Annotated in this window: 20 protein-coding genes; 4 read left to right on the top strand and 16 right to left on the bottom strand. The window is 36.7% G+C overall.

What is annotated here, in order from left to right:
• Window positions 1-506: 506 nt before the first annotated feature.
• The 4 genes from PQ460_RS11040 to PQ460_RS11025 all read left to right on the top strand — a co-directional run bounded on the left by PQ460_RS11040 (window position 507) and on the right by PQ460_RS11025 (window position 4,225).
• A complete protein-coding gene (locus PQ460_RS11040; protein WP_274172708.1) occupies window positions 507-857 on the top strand; it encodes a hypothetical protein in 351 nt (116 codons plus the stop codon).
• A 273-nt stretch (window positions 858-1,130) separates the two neighbouring features.
• Window positions 1,131-2,300 carry an AlbA family DNA-binding domain-containing protein gene (locus tag PQ460_RS11035; RefSeq protein ID WP_274172707.1) on the top strand — a complete coding sequence of 390 codons (1,170 nt, stop codon included), beginning with the start codon at window positions 1,131-1,133 and terminating at the stop codon, window positions 2,298-2,300.
• Between the two features lie 562 nt (window positions 2,301-2,862).
• Complete coding sequence (locus PQ460_RS11030; protein WP_274172706.1) at window positions 2,863-3,489, top strand: hypothetical protein; 627 nt, start codon at window positions 2,863-2,865, stop codon at window positions 3,487-3,489.
• Window positions 3,490-3,538: 49 nt separating this feature from the next.
• Entirely contained in the window at window positions 3,539-4,225 is a 687-nt protein-coding gene (locus PQ460_RS11025) for a hypothetical protein (protein ID WP_274172705.1), read from the top strand.
• Between the two features lie 388 nt (window positions 4,226-4,613).
• Here the strand turns inward: PQ460_RS11025 and PQ460_RS11020 are convergent, their stop codons facing one another.
• From PQ460_RS11020 to ssb, 16 genes are all read right to left on the bottom strand, one after another.
• Window positions 4,614-5,675 (bottom strand): hypothetical protein, encoded by a 1,062-nt coding sequence (locus PQ460_RS11020; protein WP_274172704.1) that lies wholly within the window; start codon window positions 5,673-5,675, stop codon window positions 4,614-4,616.
• Window positions 5,676-5,808: 133 nt separating this feature from the next.
• Window positions 5,809-6,582, bottom strand: coding sequence for an AFG1/ZapE family ATPase (gene zapE / locus PQ460_RS11015; protein ID WP_274172703.1), 774 nt, complete (start codon window positions 6,580-6,582; stop codon window positions 5,809-5,811).
• 46 nt (window positions 6,583-6,628) lie between these two features.
• Window positions 6,629-6,889 carry a hypothetical protein gene (locus PQ460_RS11010; protein ID WP_274172702.1) on the bottom strand — a complete coding sequence of 87 codons (261 nt, stop codon included), beginning with the start codon at window positions 6,887-6,889 and terminating at the stop codon, window positions 6,629-6,631.
• 276 nt (window positions 6,890-7,165) lie between these two features.
• Window positions 7,166-7,753, bottom strand: a complete 588-nt coding sequence (locus PQ460_RS11005; RefSeq protein WP_274172701.1) for a hypothetical protein — start codon at window positions 7,751-7,753, stop codon at window positions 7,166-7,168.
• 871 nt (window positions 7,754-8,624) lie between these two features.
• A complete protein-coding gene (locus tag PQ460_RS11000; protein WP_274172700.1) occupies window positions 8,625-9,776 on the bottom strand; it encodes a PIN-like domain-containing protein in 1,152 nt (383 codons plus the stop codon).
• An 841-nt stretch (window positions 9,777-10,617) separates the two neighbouring features.
• Entirely contained in the window at window positions 10,618-10,923 is a 306-nt protein-coding gene (locus PQ460_RS10995) for a DUF4258 domain-containing protein (RefSeq protein WP_274172699.1), read from the bottom strand.
• A 21-nt stretch (window positions 10,924-10,944) separates the two neighbouring features.
• A complete protein-coding gene (locus PQ460_RS10990; RefSeq protein WP_274172698.1) occupies window positions 10,945-11,826 on the bottom strand; it encodes a DUF6744 family protein in 882 nt (293 codons plus the stop codon).
• A 403-nt stretch (window positions 11,827-12,229) separates the two neighbouring features.
• A complete protein-coding gene (locus tag PQ460_RS10985; protein ID WP_274172697.1) occupies window positions 12,230-12,724 on the bottom strand; it encodes a hypothetical protein in 495 nt (164 codons plus the stop codon).
• A 772-nt stretch (window positions 12,725-13,496) separates the two neighbouring features.
• Window positions 13,497-14,402 carry a hypothetical protein gene (locus tag PQ460_RS10980; RefSeq protein ID WP_274172696.1) on the bottom strand — a complete coding sequence of 302 codons (906 nt, stop codon included), beginning with the start codon at window positions 14,400-14,402 and terminating at the stop codon, window positions 13,497-13,499.
• 331 nt (window positions 14,403-14,733) lie between these two features.
• Window positions 14,734-15,039, bottom strand: a complete 306-nt coding sequence (locus PQ460_RS10975) for a hypothetical protein (RefSeq protein WP_274172695.1) — start codon at window positions 15,037-15,039, stop codon at window positions 14,734-14,736.
• Between the two features lie 112 nt (window positions 15,040-15,151).
• Window positions 15,152-15,607 carry a hypothetical protein gene (locus PQ460_RS10970; RefSeq protein ID WP_274172694.1) on the bottom strand — a complete coding sequence of 152 codons (456 nt, stop codon included), beginning with the start codon at window positions 15,605-15,607 and terminating at the stop codon, window positions 15,152-15,154.
• Window positions 15,608-15,630: 23 nt separating this feature from the next.
• Window positions 15,631-16,338: an MBL fold metallo-hydrolase gene (locus tag PQ460_RS10965; RefSeq protein ID WP_274172693.1), complete on the bottom strand. Its 708-nt coding sequence runs from the start codon at window positions 16,336-16,338 to the stop codon at window positions 15,631-15,633.
• Entirely contained in the window at window positions 16,338-17,423 is a 1,086-nt protein-coding gene (locus tag PQ460_RS10960; RefSeq protein ID WP_274172692.1) for a hypothetical protein, read from the bottom strand. Before PQ460_RS10960 ends, PQ460_RS10965 begins: the two co-directional genes overlap by 1 nt.
• Entirely contained in the window at window positions 17,420-19,405 is a 1,986-nt protein-coding gene (locus PQ460_RS10955) for an ATP-binding protein (protein WP_274172691.1), read from the bottom strand. Before PQ460_RS10955 ends, PQ460_RS10960 begins: the two co-directional genes overlap by 4 nt.
• A complete protein-coding gene (locus PQ460_RS10950; protein WP_274172690.1) occupies window positions 19,402-19,614 on the bottom strand; it encodes a hypothetical protein in 213 nt (70 codons plus the stop codon). Before PQ460_RS10950 ends, PQ460_RS10955 begins: the two co-directional genes overlap by 4 nt.
• A 119-nt stretch (window positions 19,615-19,733) precedes the next feature.
• Window positions 19,734-20,216, bottom strand: coding sequence for a single-stranded DNA-binding protein (ssb, locus tag PQ460_RS10945; protein ID WP_274172689.1), 483 nt, complete (start codon window positions 20,214-20,216; stop codon window positions 19,734-19,736).
• Window positions 20,217-20,220: the final 4 nt, after the last annotated feature.

Below are 20,220 nucleotides of genomic sequence, written 5' to 3'. Positions count from 1 at the left end.
TCAGAACTACTCTATCTGGATAATGCTACAGATAAGTATGTAATTGAATTCAACTCCGCATATAGAATAGCATTGAAGGCGGTTTGTTATTGCTCACTAGATTGTTTATTTTTTACTTTATCACCTACAAAACATTCTTTTCGATTAAGCAAAAAAAGAGTTGTTACTCGAAACTGGATTATTTCCAAAAACGGCAGCAAAGATTTGGCAAGATGGAAATGTTTCTTTAAATACAGTTACCGTTTTATGTAAAACTTATAATTTAAGATTAGATCAAGTCATTCAATATAAATCTGAAGAGGAAAGCAACAGTAGTGACTCGCATGAGTGATGCAGAGTGAAAGTTATATCGTATCCTATATAACTACTTCATGATTTTCCTAATGAACGTTTAAAGAGATATGACTGATTAGCAAGTGAAAGACGCACATGCCATGTTTAAACTAGAAAAGTCGTTACGTAAATCAAACTGAAGAGAAGAAGTAATCGATCCTATTATCTACGTTATGAGAAATGGCGATATTAAAATAGATATTCAGGCAGGATCTAGAACAAGCGATCATGCTGATAAAGGTATGCGTGTTGTATATTCGTACGAGGATTACCGTATTCGCACTGGATGGACCGTTGAAGTTGCTGCAAGTACACCTGTCAGTTTACGCATCAATCCTGCTCAATACATCGTCTATAATCAGCATGAATACCCATGCAAAGCTGCTCTTTGTTCTGCACACAGAATTACAACCACTCTCGTCTACTCCACCCTGAATTCCTACAAACTTGAGAGCTGGGTTGATGCATTTGATCATTCAGTTTTTAAACTCATTTCCCGGTTATCGTCCTATACTGGTCACTAAAATACCTTATGTGATCTATAACAATGTTTGGTGTGATACCGCAAAGGCTTTCTGCAATGAGTGCGGTATCACCTATACTTCTTACTGTGCAGGACGATCTACTGTACCTGCACATACTCCGCCTTTGGTTATCATACGAAAAATGTACAACAGTCCTACCTTGCGAAAAAAATACCCAACTTTTCGATTTGATCCACATGAACCCTGTCAAAACGTACTCAGTGACTATAAAGAATACATCCAATTCACAAACAACCCGGAGGCGTGCAAACTATGACCACTTTTTACAAAGATTTCGATTATTTATCCATAACTGACTTACAACAACTGATTGACGATCAAACTGTAGAAGGACAGCAATTAGATTATAAAACAAAAGTTCTACAAGGAGACTCATTAAAAGAAAGTGTTGCTGCTTTTGCAAATGCTTCAGGTGGAGATCTATTAATGGGGATTACTGAAGGAAAAAAAGGAGAGCTACACCAAATGACAGGAGTTGAATTGGAGGATCAAGATCAGACTATCCGATCAATCACAAGTCAGCTTTTGGATGGACTTGATCCCGGGCTTAGACAAATTAGAGTTAAATGCATCCCTATTCAAGATAAAAGATATGTTGTAGTAGTTCGTGCCTTCAGAAGTTGGAATGCTCCTCATATGGTTAAAGGTTCCGGGAAACTTATAAAACGTACAAATTCCCAGAATACTCCATTTAGTGCAGAAGAGGTGCGTAGAATGATTAATGGTCGCTATGATTTTATTCAATTGTATGATCAATTTCGTGAGAAGCGTATACAAAAAGCTAAAGATACCTATCGCGTAAGACCTCCATATGTTCTTATCCATTATGTGCCTCTATCTGCTTTTGAATCGATTGACTTGTATCCTGTGGTTCAAAATAGAAGTGAACTTGATCATTCTTTACTTGGATCGTCTCCATATATACCGATTATTAATGCCTATGGTACTATGCACAGAGAATATGGAAACATGATGAATTCTTACAGTAATGGCCATACCCAGATATTCAATAATGGTATTATCGAACAAATCAGTGGTTATCCCTTTAATTATGAAAATGAACTAAATTTAGAACTGCCAAAAGATTTTTTTGAAACTCTACTCTTTAAAGAAAAGCTTACTATAGCCTTTAAAAAACAGGCACGTAATTATGAAATTTTAGAAATGAGAGATCCATTTTATATTTTTTTCGAAATGATTGGAGTTAATGGAGTAATTGGATATCATTTGCCCCCTATAGGTAGAGATCCTATTGCAATTGATGAGGACAATCTACGAATGCCAGAAATTTTAATAGAATCTTTCAATGAACATCAGCAAAATGAAGCAGTCGAACGGATTATGACATTTTTGTGGAACACCTTTGGTTTTGATGAGCCACAGACTGATCACCGCTTGCAAGGACCTTACAATTTTATATGATCTCATTTCGAGTACCGAATCGGCGATGCATACCAATAGGGGATTGTCAAGCTTGAACGCATTGCGGTACAATACTTGGACTCCCAAAGGAAAGAGTTGATGAATATGTCAAAAATCATTTCTGTGTTCCAGATTCAGGTACTGCATAATGTTAATAATTTCCCGCCAAAATTACGTGGTTATGACTTAGCTCAGTTAGAAGCTAATACTGGATTACCATGGATAACAGAGTATAAAAAAACTCTACCCTAAGCTGCAATAATACGATCAAAGAACTTCCATTTGATGTTCTCGCAGGTATTTGTGATATTTTTTCGGTCATACCAGGCGTATGGATTGAGGTACCGATCACGAAAAATATCGATCGGGCGCAGGATCAATTTGAGGAATTAGCTTCAGAATTTTTTAATATTCATCAACTTTCTATGAATGAACAAATTCATGTACTATCAGCTTATATCGTTTCACTAACAAAACAGCAAATGAACTCGGATGCAAAGTGAAAAATTATCGATCTACTTCTGCAGCTTTGATGTAGCACTAATCTACTAGGGGGTTAGCTATGAATCTATATATGCAAAGAGTATCTGCTTCTATCTTTCCTAAAAGTATCGAAAAATATAATATAAAAAAAGCTTTAGAAGAGTGGTATCATACCGATCAAATGATCGATATGGAAACGCCCGATAAAGTGTGCGAACTTTGTGGCCAACAACATTTACGTTATCAATTTGAGATTGCGAATAAACTGAATCAAAATTCTCTTTGGATCGGATCAGAGTGCATAATTCGTTTTCACATTACGGTACAAGATCAGTATGGTGTTACTTTATCGCAAGATGATGCCAATAAAAAAATCAAAACGAATAAGGCTAAATTGATTGCTGATGCCAAAGTGAAGTCCGTTATCTATTCGCTAATTGCTTTAGCAAGTGTAGATGACGAATTTAAAATTGAATCTTTTGAAAAGTACTATAAAGAAAATAAGAAATTCACCCCTAAACAAGCTGCTATACTTGTATGGCGATTTAAAAGATATAAGATTGCTTATATCCCTTCGCATTTTAAAATAACGATGAGGGGCAGATACAAGCAAGATTTACTTAACCTTGAAGATTGGCAGTTAAAAAATGTACGTCCTTTGTTAAGCGCTGCGCAAATAAATAGCTTATATTCAATTCGAGATTAATTGTGATCTCTTTGTTATAAATAGAGAAAATATAGAAGGGACAAAACCTATGAAATTATATGGACCTATTCATGTATTTAAACAATGCTTAAAAGTCATAACAAAGTCTGAATCTTTAACTACCCCATTGATTGAGGCAACCTTCGATAGTATTTTAAAGGAGGGAGTACTTAAAGATATTCCTGGAACTAATACAGCTGTGCAACTATTCAAATTGCCAAAAATAATATCAGCTACTATTTTAGAATCTAAATTAGAGTATTTTCTGATGAATTTAGCAGAGATTTCTTTTGAAAAAAGAATTAACTTTGCTCAAAAGTATTTAGACAACGAGTCTCATTTTGTCGATAATCTTCTACTTGCTCTTGATAAAATTGAGCGTGTCGAAAAACTGCCTCTTTTTTTAAACTTGTTTAGAGCATTTTTGTATGAAAAAATATCTACAAGTGATTTTTGGCGATTAACAAAATGCCTAAATGATGGGTTTTACGAGGATTTTGAGTTTTTAAAAAAATATGCTGACAAAAAAAGTCTCTTTGGAGATCAAGCGCAAGCACTATCAAATAGCGGATTAGTTCAAACTAATGTTGGTTTGGCACCAGATCCATACGAACTTAATGGAGAATTTGGTTTAGAGGGATCTTCTGAAAAACATACCGATTATTCTATTACTAAAATGGGCGAACTCTTTATCAAGCACGGATTGAAGAATGAGGACTTCCTCCCGAATGAATAGCCTTTAAAGCTAAGGTATCTAAAAAAAGACCTTTACAGGTCTTTTTTATTTTTTACTTTTTTTATAGTTTTTAATTCGACATATCACTTCATGCCCTGATCCTTTGGCACACGAATCCGTTGATTTAACATAAGTCTCACTTTATCACCATGCATATCATAATCATGAGAAAGAATAACACTTCCATTTTCTAGATAAGCTTCATACAGAAAATAAGCATACTTGGCCGTTGTACGGTTTCTACTGATATTGCGGGATTGACTACTATTTATGAGAATAAAACAAATATCACTCCCCCTGAACTACTTCTTGGAATAAACAGAGTACTTAATATTGTATTGGAAGATTGGATTTCTTCATGATTAATATAAGAACATGTCTATTTATTCTATGATTCTCTTGAATTTTCAAAATCGCATACCATACACTCTGGCTTAAAAGCACCATTGTTGTATGTTGTACTCAAAACAACGAGTACTGAAATCAATCCTCCGTACAATTCTAGTGTACCTAATACTAAGTTTTCCTTTTGCCAAAGTGTAATCCTATGGAGATAAATATCTGTCTTACTTTTTTTTAATGAAATTGGATCATCTACCTCTTGAAGACGCTTCACAATTTCATAAGTATTTGGGCTGGTAAAGTTATTGTCGCCTCCATTTAAAATCCAATTACGTATAGGATCGAACTGTGATTCTAAAACATAATGCTGACCTTTAGTCAGCGCTAAATAATTAAAAACAATCTTAGCAGATACTCTAAAAAAGAAGTCTTCATTCCATTCAGTTTCTAAGTTTAGTTGGGCATTAGGTGGTATCTGAACTGGTTTAATACCTAGTTCACCATTATTTGTATACGATTTCAAAAAAGAATGTAATTTTTCTTCTACTGTTTCTTTTAATATTGGATGACTACTAGCAAGAATCCACTGATTTTTGTTTCTATGTTCGCCGTAACCAAGGTAATATTCATTTTTTGGAATAAGATCATCTTGAATGAACCGATAATCTAAATCAGTATGTTTATAACGATGAAGTTCTTGAACAAAACTATTTAGCTCCTTCTCAACAATAACCCCATCTCTAGGAATGAAATCTATAGTAGCAGTACTAAAGTGAATTTGAGGGATTCTATAAGCTATTCCTTTTGACATATAACTTAGTTTATGATGCGGCTCATAGACTATATCTGTTTTCGCCCCACCATCATTTTTTGAACTTCCTCGTTTCCCAGGGCCATAAAATTTACGAAGTATTCCTGCAGGAGAAGGTCCTAAATAATCATTCTCCATTGTTGAAAATTTCATATTCACATCATCAGCTACATACCCTTTTGGTAATTCCTTTATTCCTCCTAGACTAGCAGGAATTATATGTTCACCTTTTTTAAAGGTAGCATGCTCTTCATTCTTTTTTGAATAAATACAAAGCTTTCCACTCGCTTGCCCCATTCTTCTTACACTCCTTTATCATTTAAATAACAAGAATTATTAAAATATCTATAAAATGCTTTATCCTTGATTCTTCCCATGTACCTCAAAAACCTTCAAAAATGGCTCTATACCTCCATAAGCCGTTGACCCTTCATCTCTTACTTTCTCCTTCTTTGTTCGTGAAGCTTAGATGCTTTAGCAAGTCACTCAGCACATAGTTAGACGTGTAGAACGTGGGCTTTTTATTCATTCGTTGATTCAGGATCGCACCTAGAATATGATCGCGGGCCCAAGGATTTAATGCCTCAGCGCCGATATCGTCAAACACCAAGAAATCCGTGTCTTTGAGTGCCTGAATTGTCTGCCGCAACTTAGTATTATCTGTCATCATCATCTTTAAGTCTTCGATAAACTCAGGAATGTATACAATAACATCGGTGTAACCCTGTTTAGCCATCTCGTAAAGCAAATAGCTCATTAGAAAAGTTTTACCCGTCCCAAAAGGCCCCTGCAGATACAACCCATTGATCGGCAAGCTCTCCTTATTACTTTTCACACTGTTGACATATTCCATAATTTCTCGTACAGCAAGGGTAAGCTGCGGTTCTCGTTTCACAATTTCTACAGCATCAAAGGCAGACTCTAATAGATCCATATCAATAAAATAGCTGCTGATCCGCTTTTTAACATTCTCATTGTGCCTAAAACTGAACTGTTTTTTGCAGGGTGCTTTACGAGCATACAGTTTTAATCCTGCGTCTGTATCATGCACATATAACTTTGTAAAATGCCCTGAAAAATCTAATGGACATCGAGATAATCCCGGACAATGATCACAGTGTTTATGATCACCGACGACTTGATCCGTATGTTCTTTAAACTTGTGTTGCATTAACTGCTGAATGAAATTACCTTCCGTCCCCACAAAGATCTCTACTTTCTATGTAATCTTGATTAAAGTAAGCCCGATCTTATTCTTCTTCATCTAACAAAGTCATCAATAAAAGACTGGGATTGCTATCAAACGCATTATTTATAAAAAGAACATTTAACATTGCGTTCAATACATGGTCTGGCAGTATAGAATGAATCAGCGTTCCTTCACTTAACTCTTCCTTTGGCGGGCCGATCGTACACCCTTCAAAATCTCTTCCAAGTAAATCGATAAGATTTTCAGCAATAAATTCTATATTAGACTGATTATCCTCTTTTATTCGTTGAGGACTGAACAAATCGTAAAAGGCATATCGGCCACACTCTGAAGCTCATACCATTGTGATAGCATTGTGAACGATTTTTTTTCAATGTTCCAACAAAGCGGCAAAATACTCATACCTATAGACTATTGATGTTGAGTAGAATAGAGCCACCACTCGTACCAGTGAGACTTTTGTTTGGTAATAGATGGTTGACGAACAAAGAACTTATCTAAGTGTGCAGTCTAAGCTAATTGAAATGATTGAATTATCACTTGAGTAAGCGAGTCTGCATCAATAGGAACAAATGGATCATTCGTCGCTTGTTGAAAATACTGATGCAGCATGATTGTCGCTTGCTCTAACGCCTCGTCCTGATGATTGATAAGAATCGCTCCCTTTATTTGATATTGGATCAGCATTAAACACAATTACCTGTTTACTTGAAGCTAGCATATTTAACGTTTCTATAATCATATCTGATTGAGACTCTTTTAATAATTGAACTTGTAGCAGGCAAATAGGCAACGATAAGATGTGCATCGATGCGCTCCAAAATGCCCATGCAATGCTCTCTTTTTCAACCTGTGATAGAGGTTCTTTGGTGTGAAGCTTGATTCCGCTTGAGTCCAAGGCGTTTGAGTTTGTAAGTTGAAGATGAACCGATAGAGCATTCCAACGTCTCAGTTCACTTAAAAATGTACTTTGAAGCAGCGGAAATCCCATCTTAAAAGAATCGGCAATACTTCGTTTATAGGTTACTATGGTTTCTCTTGTTACACGTTGATCCTCTTCAAAACTTAAAAGAAGCTGCTCCACATAGGATTTTCTTTCTTTTATCTCTTTTCGCTGATCCGTTATACAATGTGGGTTGTCTTCAGCTTGATCACCCGTATACATCCACATCTTCAGCGATGTTTGGATACATGTAATATCTTCTTATATGTGTTTGAGGTGCTTTTTTAATGTATCTATTCGCTTACGACTAGGTAGAACTCCTCCTGAAACATCCCACAATAACCGTAACGCTTGTGGCGAAAACGTCATAAATGAAGCTTTTTGATCGGTTCCCCATGCGGTCAAACTCTGCGCATGCACGTGCATCAAGCTTGTAATACCTTTCAAACAGCAAGCTAACCAATCTATAAAAAATTCACTTTTCCCGGATCGATAATGCCGACACTGGATAGCTATAACCGGTTTTTAGATCGGCAAAAATGCCCTATTATTGTCTATAGATACCATGATCTCCATATATGTAACAGGAGCACTAGACGAATCTCCCGCAAACAGCAGTTCAATTTAATGTTGCTTCTAACTTGGCCCACCGATTCATTACAGCCTAAGTTCATGCGTTATAACCATCATGAGTAGCGTTATCTTTAACTATTGTCAGCTTAGGAGCTTTCACCTTCTTACAAACATGGACTGCAAACTGTTTCTTCTCTCTCCAATCCACTCTATGCTCCGCTTTTACACTACTTAGGCTTACTACATATTCTAACCGTTTAAATAAATAGTATAAAAAATATTAATTCCTGATGATTACTAACTTTATTTCTATTGATATTTTTCTCTCTTAACTTATACTGATCGTCTTCTCAATACAAATAAGCAGCATTAGATGCTGACCTGAGCGTAAAGGTATTCATATCTTATTGATGTTATTGTCCGATTTCCCATGATAGAGATTCACTAAAATTATCAAAATAAGATTTTTCATAGGCAAACACTCATTATATTTATTAAACATTAAAAATTTAATATTCTTTTAAATATCTTGCCATTCTACTATTTCTAATCTATATTTATCTTGATTTTGTAAAAACCATTCATTTATGGCATCAGTTGCTGCTAAATGCGATGCAAGTATATTAACTTCTATATCCATATAAATAGAATCTAATTCGGTTTTTCTTGTCCAAATATTATTATAGTCTATAATTCCATCATCAAAATCTAGAATAGCAGAAAGTTGTTGGAGTGCATCCCTATCTCTTATTTCCATTTTGGGTTCATTTTTCACTACAAAAGTAAGCCTATACCTTGCCCATTTAACAACATTACTTGGATCATAAACATCTACATTTGTTTCTAAATCATATAAAACTTCATTTGTTATTTCTGGGTTTTCAATCTTCATGAATTCACTCAAATTCACAATACAACAAGTACTTCCATCATTTAATTCGAAGAATTCTTCTATTAGCTCTCTTCTTGGAGAAAGAGCTTTTTTGTTTTGAACATAATACCAATCTTCTTTTACATCATTACTTACAAAGATCACATCAGTATTTAAAGATAGTATATCTTTCCAAATAAAATAATCACCATATTCATTAATTTTTTTGCTATCATCTCCCCCAGTTAAGGGAGGTTGCTTATTCTTCTTTCTTTCCGTAGCCTCTTTCAAAAGCTGACTACATTTTTTATCTATGTTAGTAAAACAATCTTTTTTGAAAATTGGTCTTAAAGCTTCTAATACTGGATCATTATTAAAAAATCCTCTTATATCGTTTTGTAATGTATTGAGATGGTATGCATATTCTTTTGCAATCTCCTGATATTTTATTTCTAGTTCAGTATATTTTTGATGTTCTGGTAATAATTCTAATAAAGGAATAGTAGAAGATAATCGACTGGCACTATTTACTTTAGATTTAATTCGATCATTAAAATCTTTTAATAGATCGTTAATTCTCTTTGGTCGTTCATTTACAAATTCTTCTAATACATGTTCAGGGATTCTCAATCGATTAGTTTCTGACAGTTTTTTTAATTTTTCTATCACTTCTTTAAAAGTAATTTCTTTCCATTGATAGGCTGATAAAAGTACATTAGTGTCAATAACAACTATTGCATTTTCAATAAGAGCTTCTAAAGGTTTGGGAACAAAAAAATACTTTTCAATATTCTGATCCATAAAAATAGTTCCTCCAAATAATTATCTATTTAAATATACAAAGAAAATCGCGAGCTTCTCTGATTTTATGATATCACATTATATTGTTTATATTGTTTATCTGGTTTATTTCATGGTAACGAATATATACGATTGGCTCATATAATGCTACTTCTTTCTTGATAAGCCAAAACGTGCTGTCAGACAAACCTATCTTATCGCATCTAAGCGATTTGGTTATCCTTATGATCGCAAATGGTTATCAAGCGATGATCTTGCTATGACTATGTGGTAACACAAAATTTATTACGTATTCTATATATTCCAAGATATAATTTAGTTATCAATTCCAATCTGTTTTAAAATAAAAAGAGCTGAAGACTTTCTATTTAGAAAACTTTTAACTCTTCTCTTTATACATATACGATTTAATTATTATGATTTGAAAAAGCTCTAGCATGATTTAGCATATCCAGCAGGTTCTGTTCGTGCTATGCAGCCTTCTCATGATTGACAGATCGGATTCCCAGCTCTTTCTTTACTTTCTGAAAGTAATCGGCTGGAATTTGTTCGTAGTCGATGATAACGGAAGCTTTAACATCATCAGGAATGGCATCCACGATACTTTCAAGAACAGCAGCTGAGTACAGGGAAATTGTTTCTCCCCATCTACCATTTCAACCGGGAAATTGATGGTAGCCACATTATTAATCATCATGGTCTTTATTCCTCTCATTATCGATTTCACCGTCTAGTCTGAAGTATTGTGTAATTTAATATACACCAAATCTTAGGGTGGAATGCTTGCTTTCTAAGGAAAGTGTCGCCCAAATTCCGGCGCTAAGGCAGTAAAAACGGTGAATTAGATACTGTAATATTGCTTAATAACAAGCCTAATCGCTACTATACGTTCCTCATAAGAATCAACTACAGTCAATACAGTATCATTATTACTTAGGGGATATGCAACATAGGAATATTTACCGACTTCATGCATTTCAGTCGGTTCATAATGGTATAAGATATACTTGACCAACCGCCTGGTAATATTGCGCTCTTCTATGCGTTCACCTGCATGTTGACTGTACCTTACTTTGTACAGCTCCATATGATTTTGTAACACTTGGTGAATCAATGCACATTGTTCCATATAGGCTTGTTCTTCCATCCCCAAACATGCTTTCGTTATTTAATCATCCGCCACATTTTGCCGGATTAACAAACATAGCTCCTCTATGCTTTTCAGATCGTTGGTCACGATGGTCTCATATTGTTTACAGTCCTCAACGATCCGTTTAGCATTATCCAAAATTACTTTTAATTCCGCCTTTTTGAGCTGATTGTCGACTCCAGTTTTACAATCCGTCAGTGTTGCTTTTAAATGCTCCAGTAGCTTTTTTGTAATCATTCCGCGCATATCATTCGTGTTAATAATTGGAATGTTCTCTGCTTCGCCTTTTTCGAGCGAACGAATAAAATTGATATACGCACGAAGTTCCACATCAAATTGCTTTGGAACAAAATAAACACCGCCCGATTGTCGGACAGGTGTAGGAGACATACTTTTTAAGATATTCGTTATAACCGTGCGCAGTGTTGCGCTCTCATAATGATTTTTGCAAATGTCGAATCGCAAGATGACATTTTGAGTCATCTGGCTGGCTGTGGGCGATGTGTGGCTAGTATCAATCGTACCTGTATTTTTATCAAGTACAACGATACCAGCCGTTTCATTATAGCTAAGCCGCCGTCCTTTGGTATCCACCGTTTCACACACCAGGTTGCGTTGAACGGTTTGTTTGTTGGAAGCGACTTCTCGGAACATATAGTTTTCAAACATTCCTTCCGCTACTTCCTGGCGAAATTTAGCTGAAGTTGCCCGGCGAAATGCATCCGGCAGCCGGATAGGTTTAGGCATCCACCCTTCACCCAATCCAGAATCGATCAGCTTTTGCTTAAGTTCATCAGGTCTGATAATCATTGCACCTACACCGGCCCAAGTTAAGTGACCGATTATCTCTGCTGTCGTTTGTACTGACAAGGCAGCCATATCATTTAGAATTGGATTCATTTTTTTACCTCCTCATGTAAATTAGATAGCCCAAACAGTTGCAATATTCACTACGGCTGATGTTGCCAAGTACAAAAGCACTATAAGCACGTTCCATACTGTACGACACATAATCATTTACCATCACAGGCTTCACCCTCCCTTTAAAATAAATAGAACTCCAAAGCAGCGTTTAAGCTGTTTGGAGTTCTTCGTGAGCTAGTAAGAAAGCTGGCGGCTTTTCTGATACACAATAGACAATGGTAGGCTGCGTATCATTATCTATCGTACCAGTGTATTCAGTTTAGCTTGCATCCGTATCTTTTTTGTTTAAGCATTGGCTTACGCTCATTTGTTTCATAGTCATCACCCTCTAGGCTTTTGATGGAAATTAATAGACCTCTGCTTATACAGAGATCAAAGGTTAGCTCGTTGGGTTATTTTTCAAAAATTGAGGTTCTACAGGTACAAAGGCTTTGGAGACTTTGCCACCAACAGAGCTATTGCTCATTTGTTCACTCAATTTATTTAGGTCGATCAGTAATTGGTCTCGTCCTTCTTCGCGCTTTTTAATATCTTCCAAAAGATCATAAGCAAAATTCATAATTTCTTGAACGGTTGCCCAGTATGCTTGACCACGTAATTCTAAAACGTGAATTTCTGTAAACTGAGTTTTCATGACAATAAAAGATTTACTATCTACCTTGAACAATACCGTTTCGCCAATAATAATTTTCGGATCAGTGATTCCCCATACTTCTTGCATCGCATAAGGAATTACATTTTGCATCATGTGTACAAAAGCATCTGCCTGTTGCCGCCGCTCCTGTTCTTTCTGAATAAAAGTGGTTACCTCTTGTTCGATGTTTTTCTCCTGTTTATTCTGTTTTTTAAATACGTTGAGTAGCATTGTAATCATCCTCTCAGTTTTAATGTAAACGCAAAAAAGCCGATCCTCGCATAGTCATTCTATGCAAAAATCGGCTTTAACATACGTTTATGTGGTTTTTAAATCAGGACTACATTTTGGAGAGCCTTTCGGTACTCTGTTCCTTGTCTCCGGCAAAACGGGAGGGACGGACAACTTCTTTTAGCCTGCTTTTACCTCACTCTTTCTCATCTTTCGATAAGTCAGCAGGATCGAGGATCACACACTACCTTTGTCTCCAGCATAAAAGGGAGTATAAGGATCAAGTTAAATTACCTCTTTAATTTAGCATAAGTAAAAACAGCTAGCAAGTTCTTATTTATCTTTCCGATCATAAAATATAAACCTGCTGCTCCTACTGTACATGATCTGTTCTCATTTGAAAGTTTTCCTGACGAAGAGTACTTGCTTATTTTCATTATTTATATAACCTATGTATATTAATTAAAATAGGTAAGTAGCATATCAGTCAGTCTTTCTATGGAGACTTTTTTTTGATATTAAAAAAATAAATATAACAAATAGTAAGAAACCAATACCTAAAAAATGCTATAAATTAAACAATCATGCTACTATTCAAAATTGTTTTATTTCCTGAATTTAGTACGGCGGAGAATATCCCAATGATTGTAAGAAGTAATACAAAAGTTATATTCATTAAATATTATTGAAATTTTATTATAAACTAATGCTTTTCCTTAAACATTTTCTTTATAATATTCAAAAATATTCTCTTTCAATTTGTGTACACGCTCTCCTTAGTTTATATTTCTGATCGTTTAGATAAGATAGCCATTCTATAAAGACCTTTACCTATAACATATATATCAAACATACATTCGATTTCTTCATTTATATTAGATTTTATTCTTAAGAAAGAAGATTCTTCACCATATCCTATAATTCGATTAGAGGTACTAAACAAGTAATTTAAAAATTTTTTCCATATACTCAATTCATAAGCATCTATCAATATTATTCCCTTTCGAGATAAGACTTCATGATATTCACTCAGTAGCTCAATGAGATCATTTTTTTCAGGGTGATGCCAAATAGCACCTTTGATATCCCAAATAAGATCTACATTATTAATATTATTTTGCTTTAAATAGGTAGAAGCACAAAATGCGTTGTTACTATCTGCTAAAAAAGTATAATTATCTCCACTTATTTCGTGATCTTCTGGAATATGAATATCAGTCACAATAAATCTAGATTTAAGATATTTTTTTGAAAGTACTTTTTCATACCTACCTTTGCATCCTGAAGGGCTAAATATAGTATTTAACTTATCCAGATCTACACCATTTTTCTTCAATAGAGATTCAATATTTTCTAACCATTTAATTTTTTCATTATATTTATAAGTTAACTCATACCAATTTTTTAAAGAACCTTTTTGGGAATATTTATATCCAATTTCTTTCTCGTTATTTTCAATCAATAAAGATAATATACAAAATATTATAATCCCAACCACTGCAATAACTAATAAACTTATCATGGTTATATATAATTTTTGAACCCATGTATTATCATTTATAATATTTATCTCATTAATAACACCTATTAAAAGCACAACCATAAGAATAATACCTGATATTTTAACATTGCATATCTTGATTATATTTAAATATAGTTGTTGTTTCTTTTCTAATTTTTTATCCATTTCTATTCATCCTTTACACAAATAATAATTCAGTAAAATTTGTTGTACTTCTATCTTTTATCGGCTATTTGTCATATCTCATAAATCATTGCAAAATAAAACTAAAATTTTAATTATATTTCCAATAGCATTAAAATATGCGACTTGATATAAAAACAGTTTTGTTGCTAGCTAAGTTGTGTTTATTTTTAATCATTACAATTTTATAACGAACTACTGATTTTTGTTAGGCATGGTGGATCGAATTTGTTGAAGCAGTAGAACGATAAGCGGAAGCTGCATATCTCGCAAAGTTCAACCAGACTACTGTCAGCAATGATTAAAGGAATAATCAACATTGGGTAGAGTGAGAAATTTGAACTCGTTTCAAGTGCATAGGTATTTCCTGCGTACTTATCATTCCTCCCATAATGGGTTTACAGAACACAGGATCATGTGCAGAAACCAAATCTCCTTCTTCTAGTTCAATATACTCTGCTGTATCTGTTTCATATCTTTGTTTGTACTCCGCCTCTACATTAATAAATTCAAGATAAGCTTCCGGGCAATCTCCCATATTGTTTTCTTGAAATGAGGCCAAAAGGTCTTCCAAGCTGTCCAAAGAGGGGGTAATAACAGCAACTGTAAAATGACTCATATTCAGTATCCTCTCATTTATATTTAAAGTTTGCATCCAATGTATAATTGCCTTAATCGTAAAGAGAGTTCATATCTAGATGATTACTAGACATGAACTCTCTTTTAATACATTATTTTTTATTGGTCCTATAGCAGAGACCCTCATTCAAAACTTGTTGATAGAATTGCTCTGCCGCTTCCCAATCACACTTCCCTCCATCACTACGAATCATCAGATCATCCTGTAGATGATGTTTAGCAATCCGTAAAAAGACGGTGACTGCCAGATCATAAGGACGCTGATCGGTTTTGCAACATCCGAAATGATACTTATGTTCATTTGGGTTTTCATCTGGATGAATAGTCAAGATACGAGGAAAGTACATCTCCTCGTATCCCTGCTCACCCGATCCATTGAACAAGATCGTCTCTCCATCCATGATCGGGAATCTAAGACCATATCCATTCCCAAGTTTGATACCTCCTTCAGACAAAGCTGGCAAAGCACGTTCAAAATCCCTTTGGATCTTGATAAATGTAGTTGGATCAATTTCTTTTGCTCTATACCAATAGTGAGTGTATCCCATTTTCTCTTGCTCCTTTAATCAGCTTATTTTTGAGCAATATAAACCGGCAAGCCGGTCAATTCCATTAGTTCACGTTTAAAACGTTCCTCATCGCTGTTATGATCGCTCAGATGTAGCAGATGAATTTCTTCCACATGGCTCAGATCATTACTCCTTAAAAAATCCTTTACATGCTCTAATGAAAAATGAGAAGAAATCACACGACTTTTGACGGATTCAGCTACGACTCCTGAAGCGACATTTTCATACAAAATATCAAGCGCGAAATTACACTCGACCATAATATGTGTGAGTCCTTCAAATCGATACCGTAGATAAGATGTATCCGTCGCAAACAGTAGTTTATCGCCTTCTCCATTGATCATCAGGAAACCTAGCGGCTCCGCTGCGTCATGCTCCACTTCAAAGGGAAGAATCGTCCATGTTCCAATGGCAAAACGCTCTTTCGCCTGTATTCGCTTGATTCGATGGCTATTGATTTTTAAAGATTCAACAGTACCCCAGCTCATATAAACGTTCACTCCGGATTTGAGTAAATACGGAACAGATAGGCTATGATCCTTATGCTCGTGAGATACCACGCAGCCAGCTAAGCGGGAAACTTCAAAGCCAAGCGCATGTTGAATTTCTTTGTAATGAATACCTGCTTCGATCAGTAGATCCGTATGCCCATCTGTGATCAGATAGGCATTGCCAGAACTACTTGAAGCCAGCGTACGAATATGAATCATCAGAAATCAGGTTCTTGTTCAGATTTACTTTTATTCTCCGGCTGATCACTGCCAGATATGGGTTCATGCGAATCATCCAGATCTTCCACTTCACCGGCAACCCCTAAAGCAGATGAAGGCGTCAATGGTTCTACATCAATTACTGTTTGGTTCGCATGCTGAGCGATTTCTTTTTTCAATTCGCGTAGTGTTTCGTCGCTCGCTTCCTGGTAAGAACGTTCGATCAAGAAGTTTCCGAAATCCTTTGGAATTTTCTTAACGACGTTATTTCGCATTTTTCGAATCAACATCGATTCGCGACTTTGCGGCTCTGTCCAAGCAGGGCTCATATACACTTGCATCTCTGCATCATCTAACGCAGCAAGTCCTTTCTCACTGGCTCGCTGAAGTATGCGAGCTTTTCGAGCAGCTATTTCTTTTCGCTGCTCTGCTGTCGCCTTATAACGATCTTCGCAGACACCAAAGGTTTCATTCATCATTTGGTTGTTCATATGAGCAACCAAATTTCGGATCACGTCATCTCGTTCTGCAATATAGTATTCGACAGTGCCGTCTACTTTCAGAATAGGGTAAACCACCCGGACTACATTACCTTTGCCAGTAGGTGTCCATGTCGGTGCGACCACATCGAAGCCTGTATATTGTGGATACGTGAAGGGGTCATTTTCTCGTACAAGCCAGAACTGACCTACCTTTTTGACATCGCGACCAAAACGAGCAAGAATAGCATCATTGCCATCTCCTTCAATGCCCATTTCAATCTGCTTTTTCCAAATATCTTTATGATCTGCACCTTTAACTTTTAGGTTACGAAGCTGAAAATAAACTTCTCTGGGGCTGGCAGCAGCATTCAACTTCAGGGATGCGATCTGGATCAAGGTTTGAGTAATATTACTACGATCCAGTTTCTCATCATTCCAACCAATGCTTTTGCTATCCAGCACTGTATTGATAGCAGAGATAGCATTGAGTACACAAGACTTCGAGTACTCATCCATTTCAATCCCATTTCCTGTGAGCTGACGCTCAATCATTGGAAAGTAATTATCGTTGACTTTGGTTAATACCGTAGAAAAATCACTCATGCTTGTACAGCCTCCTGTTTTTCAATTCGCAATGCGGTATCTTCTTTACTGACAATCAAGCGAATCATCTGTGAATGAGTATCCATGGACTGTACAACGGATTCCGCATTATCCAAAAAGATCGGTGCGGTCACGCCACAATGCTCCGCAAGCGTATTGATGATGTCCAGTCCTACGTTAATCCGAGCTGCGTGATTTAATCCAGAACTATAAGGGACACCGTTATACGTGGTTTCGCATACTTCTTTCAGTCCACCATTGATCTGTTTGTCAAATAGTTTGAAACGAGCACATTTGAATTTGCTGTTAATCCGTTTCTCTAGCATATTCACTTTTGTTCGAATAAAGGTTTCCATCAGAAACACTTGATATTCGAGCTGTTCGTATTCTTCTGCGAGGCGAGACTCCTGTTGCTCCAATTCATGAATACGAGCAGCTACTGCATGTGCTTGATTGACTTGTGCACGTTGCTGTTCCAATTGTTTGGCTTCTATACGTAGAGTTGCAATAACTTCATGAATACCGGATGCACGATCTTGCTCATGACTCTGAATATTCGTAAGTTTATGTTGTCTTTCTAGGATTTGCTGCTGAATGGCAAGATATTCTTCGTCCTGCTGCGGATTAGTCACCCTATCTTCCAAGTCGTCTAATTCAGCCTGCATCGCAACAACGACCGCTTTTTTGTCAGCCTGCTGTTGCTTTAAGGATTCAATTTCAGCAGCTAATGTCTGGTTACGTTCTTCTAGGTCCTTGACCATTTTCATGGTTGCTTTGCCTTCTACATTAATTTGTTCAAGCGTTTGAGCACGCTGTACATTGAAAGTTGCCTCCGCTTTCTCACATGCTATTTGTACTTGATCTGCAGGCAATGGCTGACCGCACGCTGCACAAATATCATCGCCTTGGTGTTCATGCTCAAAAACCATGGCTTTGACTTCTATCCACCGTGTGCGAAGGGTCTGAGCTGTTGACTTTCCTGCATCAATTTGGCGCTGGTTGTTCTGGATCTGACTACGCTGACTCTCGATGTGCTGAGTCAGTTGATTATAGGCCCATTGATGATCACTTAATGCTTTACGATGCATCGATACTGCGTCGAAGTTGCTTGCCTTCAGTCGATTCAGCACATCCAATGCTTCACCTTCAAGACGACGAATCTCATTTTGAAGATCGACAGCTTCAGCGTCCGATTGAATATGCTGAAGCTTATGATTCTCTTCTGCAATGCGATCATGTAGCTCCTGAATGCAGGCATCCATTTCGATTGTATCTACATTTGATATGTCTGGCGCACTCCGGCGTACTTCATCGATCCGCACTGGAATCTTTTCAATTTCTTGGTTGAGTAGTCGCTTTTTATTCGCAACGACCTTTTGGTGATCTTCAATGCTGTGGCCATTCAGAATATTAAGCAAGTCTGTCAGCTCCTTGTTGCTTTGGATTACATCCACATCAGTCACATCTCCGCAAACCTCTAGTAGTAACCCCCGGCGTTTGTCCGTATTCAAATGCTCATTAAAAAAGATCGGATTGGTTAATAACCGAAACAAATCTTCTCGAATGATCTGCGCCACTTCTTCTTTATAGGCAGCTTCTTTCAGCGGAACATCGTCAACGAAATAGGACGTTTCGTGACCCGTGAATTCTTTCTTCACTTGTCCACGTTTTTTAGTCCATTTCTCGGCGAATACCCGACGAAAAGTACGTGTGATGCCATCAATTTGAAGCACTCCTTCGACTTCGTGCTCCAACATATGCTGCCTCACTTTACCCGACCCATCCAGTTTTTTAATTTGAAAGTCAGTGCGGTTGTTACTGTCCTTACCAAACAGAAGCCAGTAAAATGCATCCACAATTGTTGTTTTACCGGTAGCGTTTGTTCCATGTACAGCCACATCTTTGCCGTCAAGTACAAGCACAAACTCATCCAACCCTTTAAAATTCCGAAGTGTCAAGCGTTCTAATGTGATGGTAGTCATGCTTGTGTACCTTCATTCCCTAGCCAGCGCGCTCTATAAGTTGTCAGTACTTCTTCTACTGCTTCAATCTGTGCGTTTGTTAAAAGCAATTCGATCACCATTACTTCACCTTCAATGCGTAGGACAGCCGGTGTATAGTGCATCGCCTCCTGCACCTGTACTTGAATATTTTCATTGGATAAATCACAAGTAAAAGCTGTTCTTTTCATTTTAAAATTCCTCCTTATTTAAAATAAAAAAGGCGAGTGAATCCCCATGAGGAACCACTCGCCTTTTAATCCATGTTATTCATTTGTTACGCCACTCTCATCTCTGTAATTAACACGGCTCAGAATGGTAAATCATCATCCGAAATGTCGATTGGCTTTCCGTCATCTGAAAACGGATCTTGGTGATTACGTGCTCCACCATTACTACTTTGATTCCCACTATGACCGCTACCATAGGAGGATTCTTCACGCTTCCCTCCACTGTTGCTATTTGCGCCGTCACGACTGGATTCTAGGAATCGAACATTATCCGCGATCACTTCAGTGACATAGACACGTTTTCCTTCGTTATTCTCATAATTTCGTACCTGGATCCGACCTTCAACGGCTGTTAGGCGACCTTTGCGCAAATAATTCGCACAGGTTTCTGCCAGCTGTCTCCACACGACAATAGGAATAAAATCCGCTTCGCGTTCTCCTCCTTGGCTCGTAAACGGTCGATCAATCGCCAGCGTAAACTGAGCGACAGCGACTCCTGTTGGTGTATAACGCAGCTCGGGATCTTTGGTTAGTCGTCCAATCAAAATCACACGATTTAACATCTGT

This window comes from Paenibacillus sp. KACC 21273 (assembly GCF_028736095.1).
Lineage (GTDB): Bacteria > Bacillota > Bacilli > Paenibacillales > Paenibacillaceae > Saccharibacillus > Saccharibacillus kyungheensis.
Note: the sequence above shows the minus strand (reverse complement) of the source record. Positions and strands in the feature narration are given on the sequence as shown.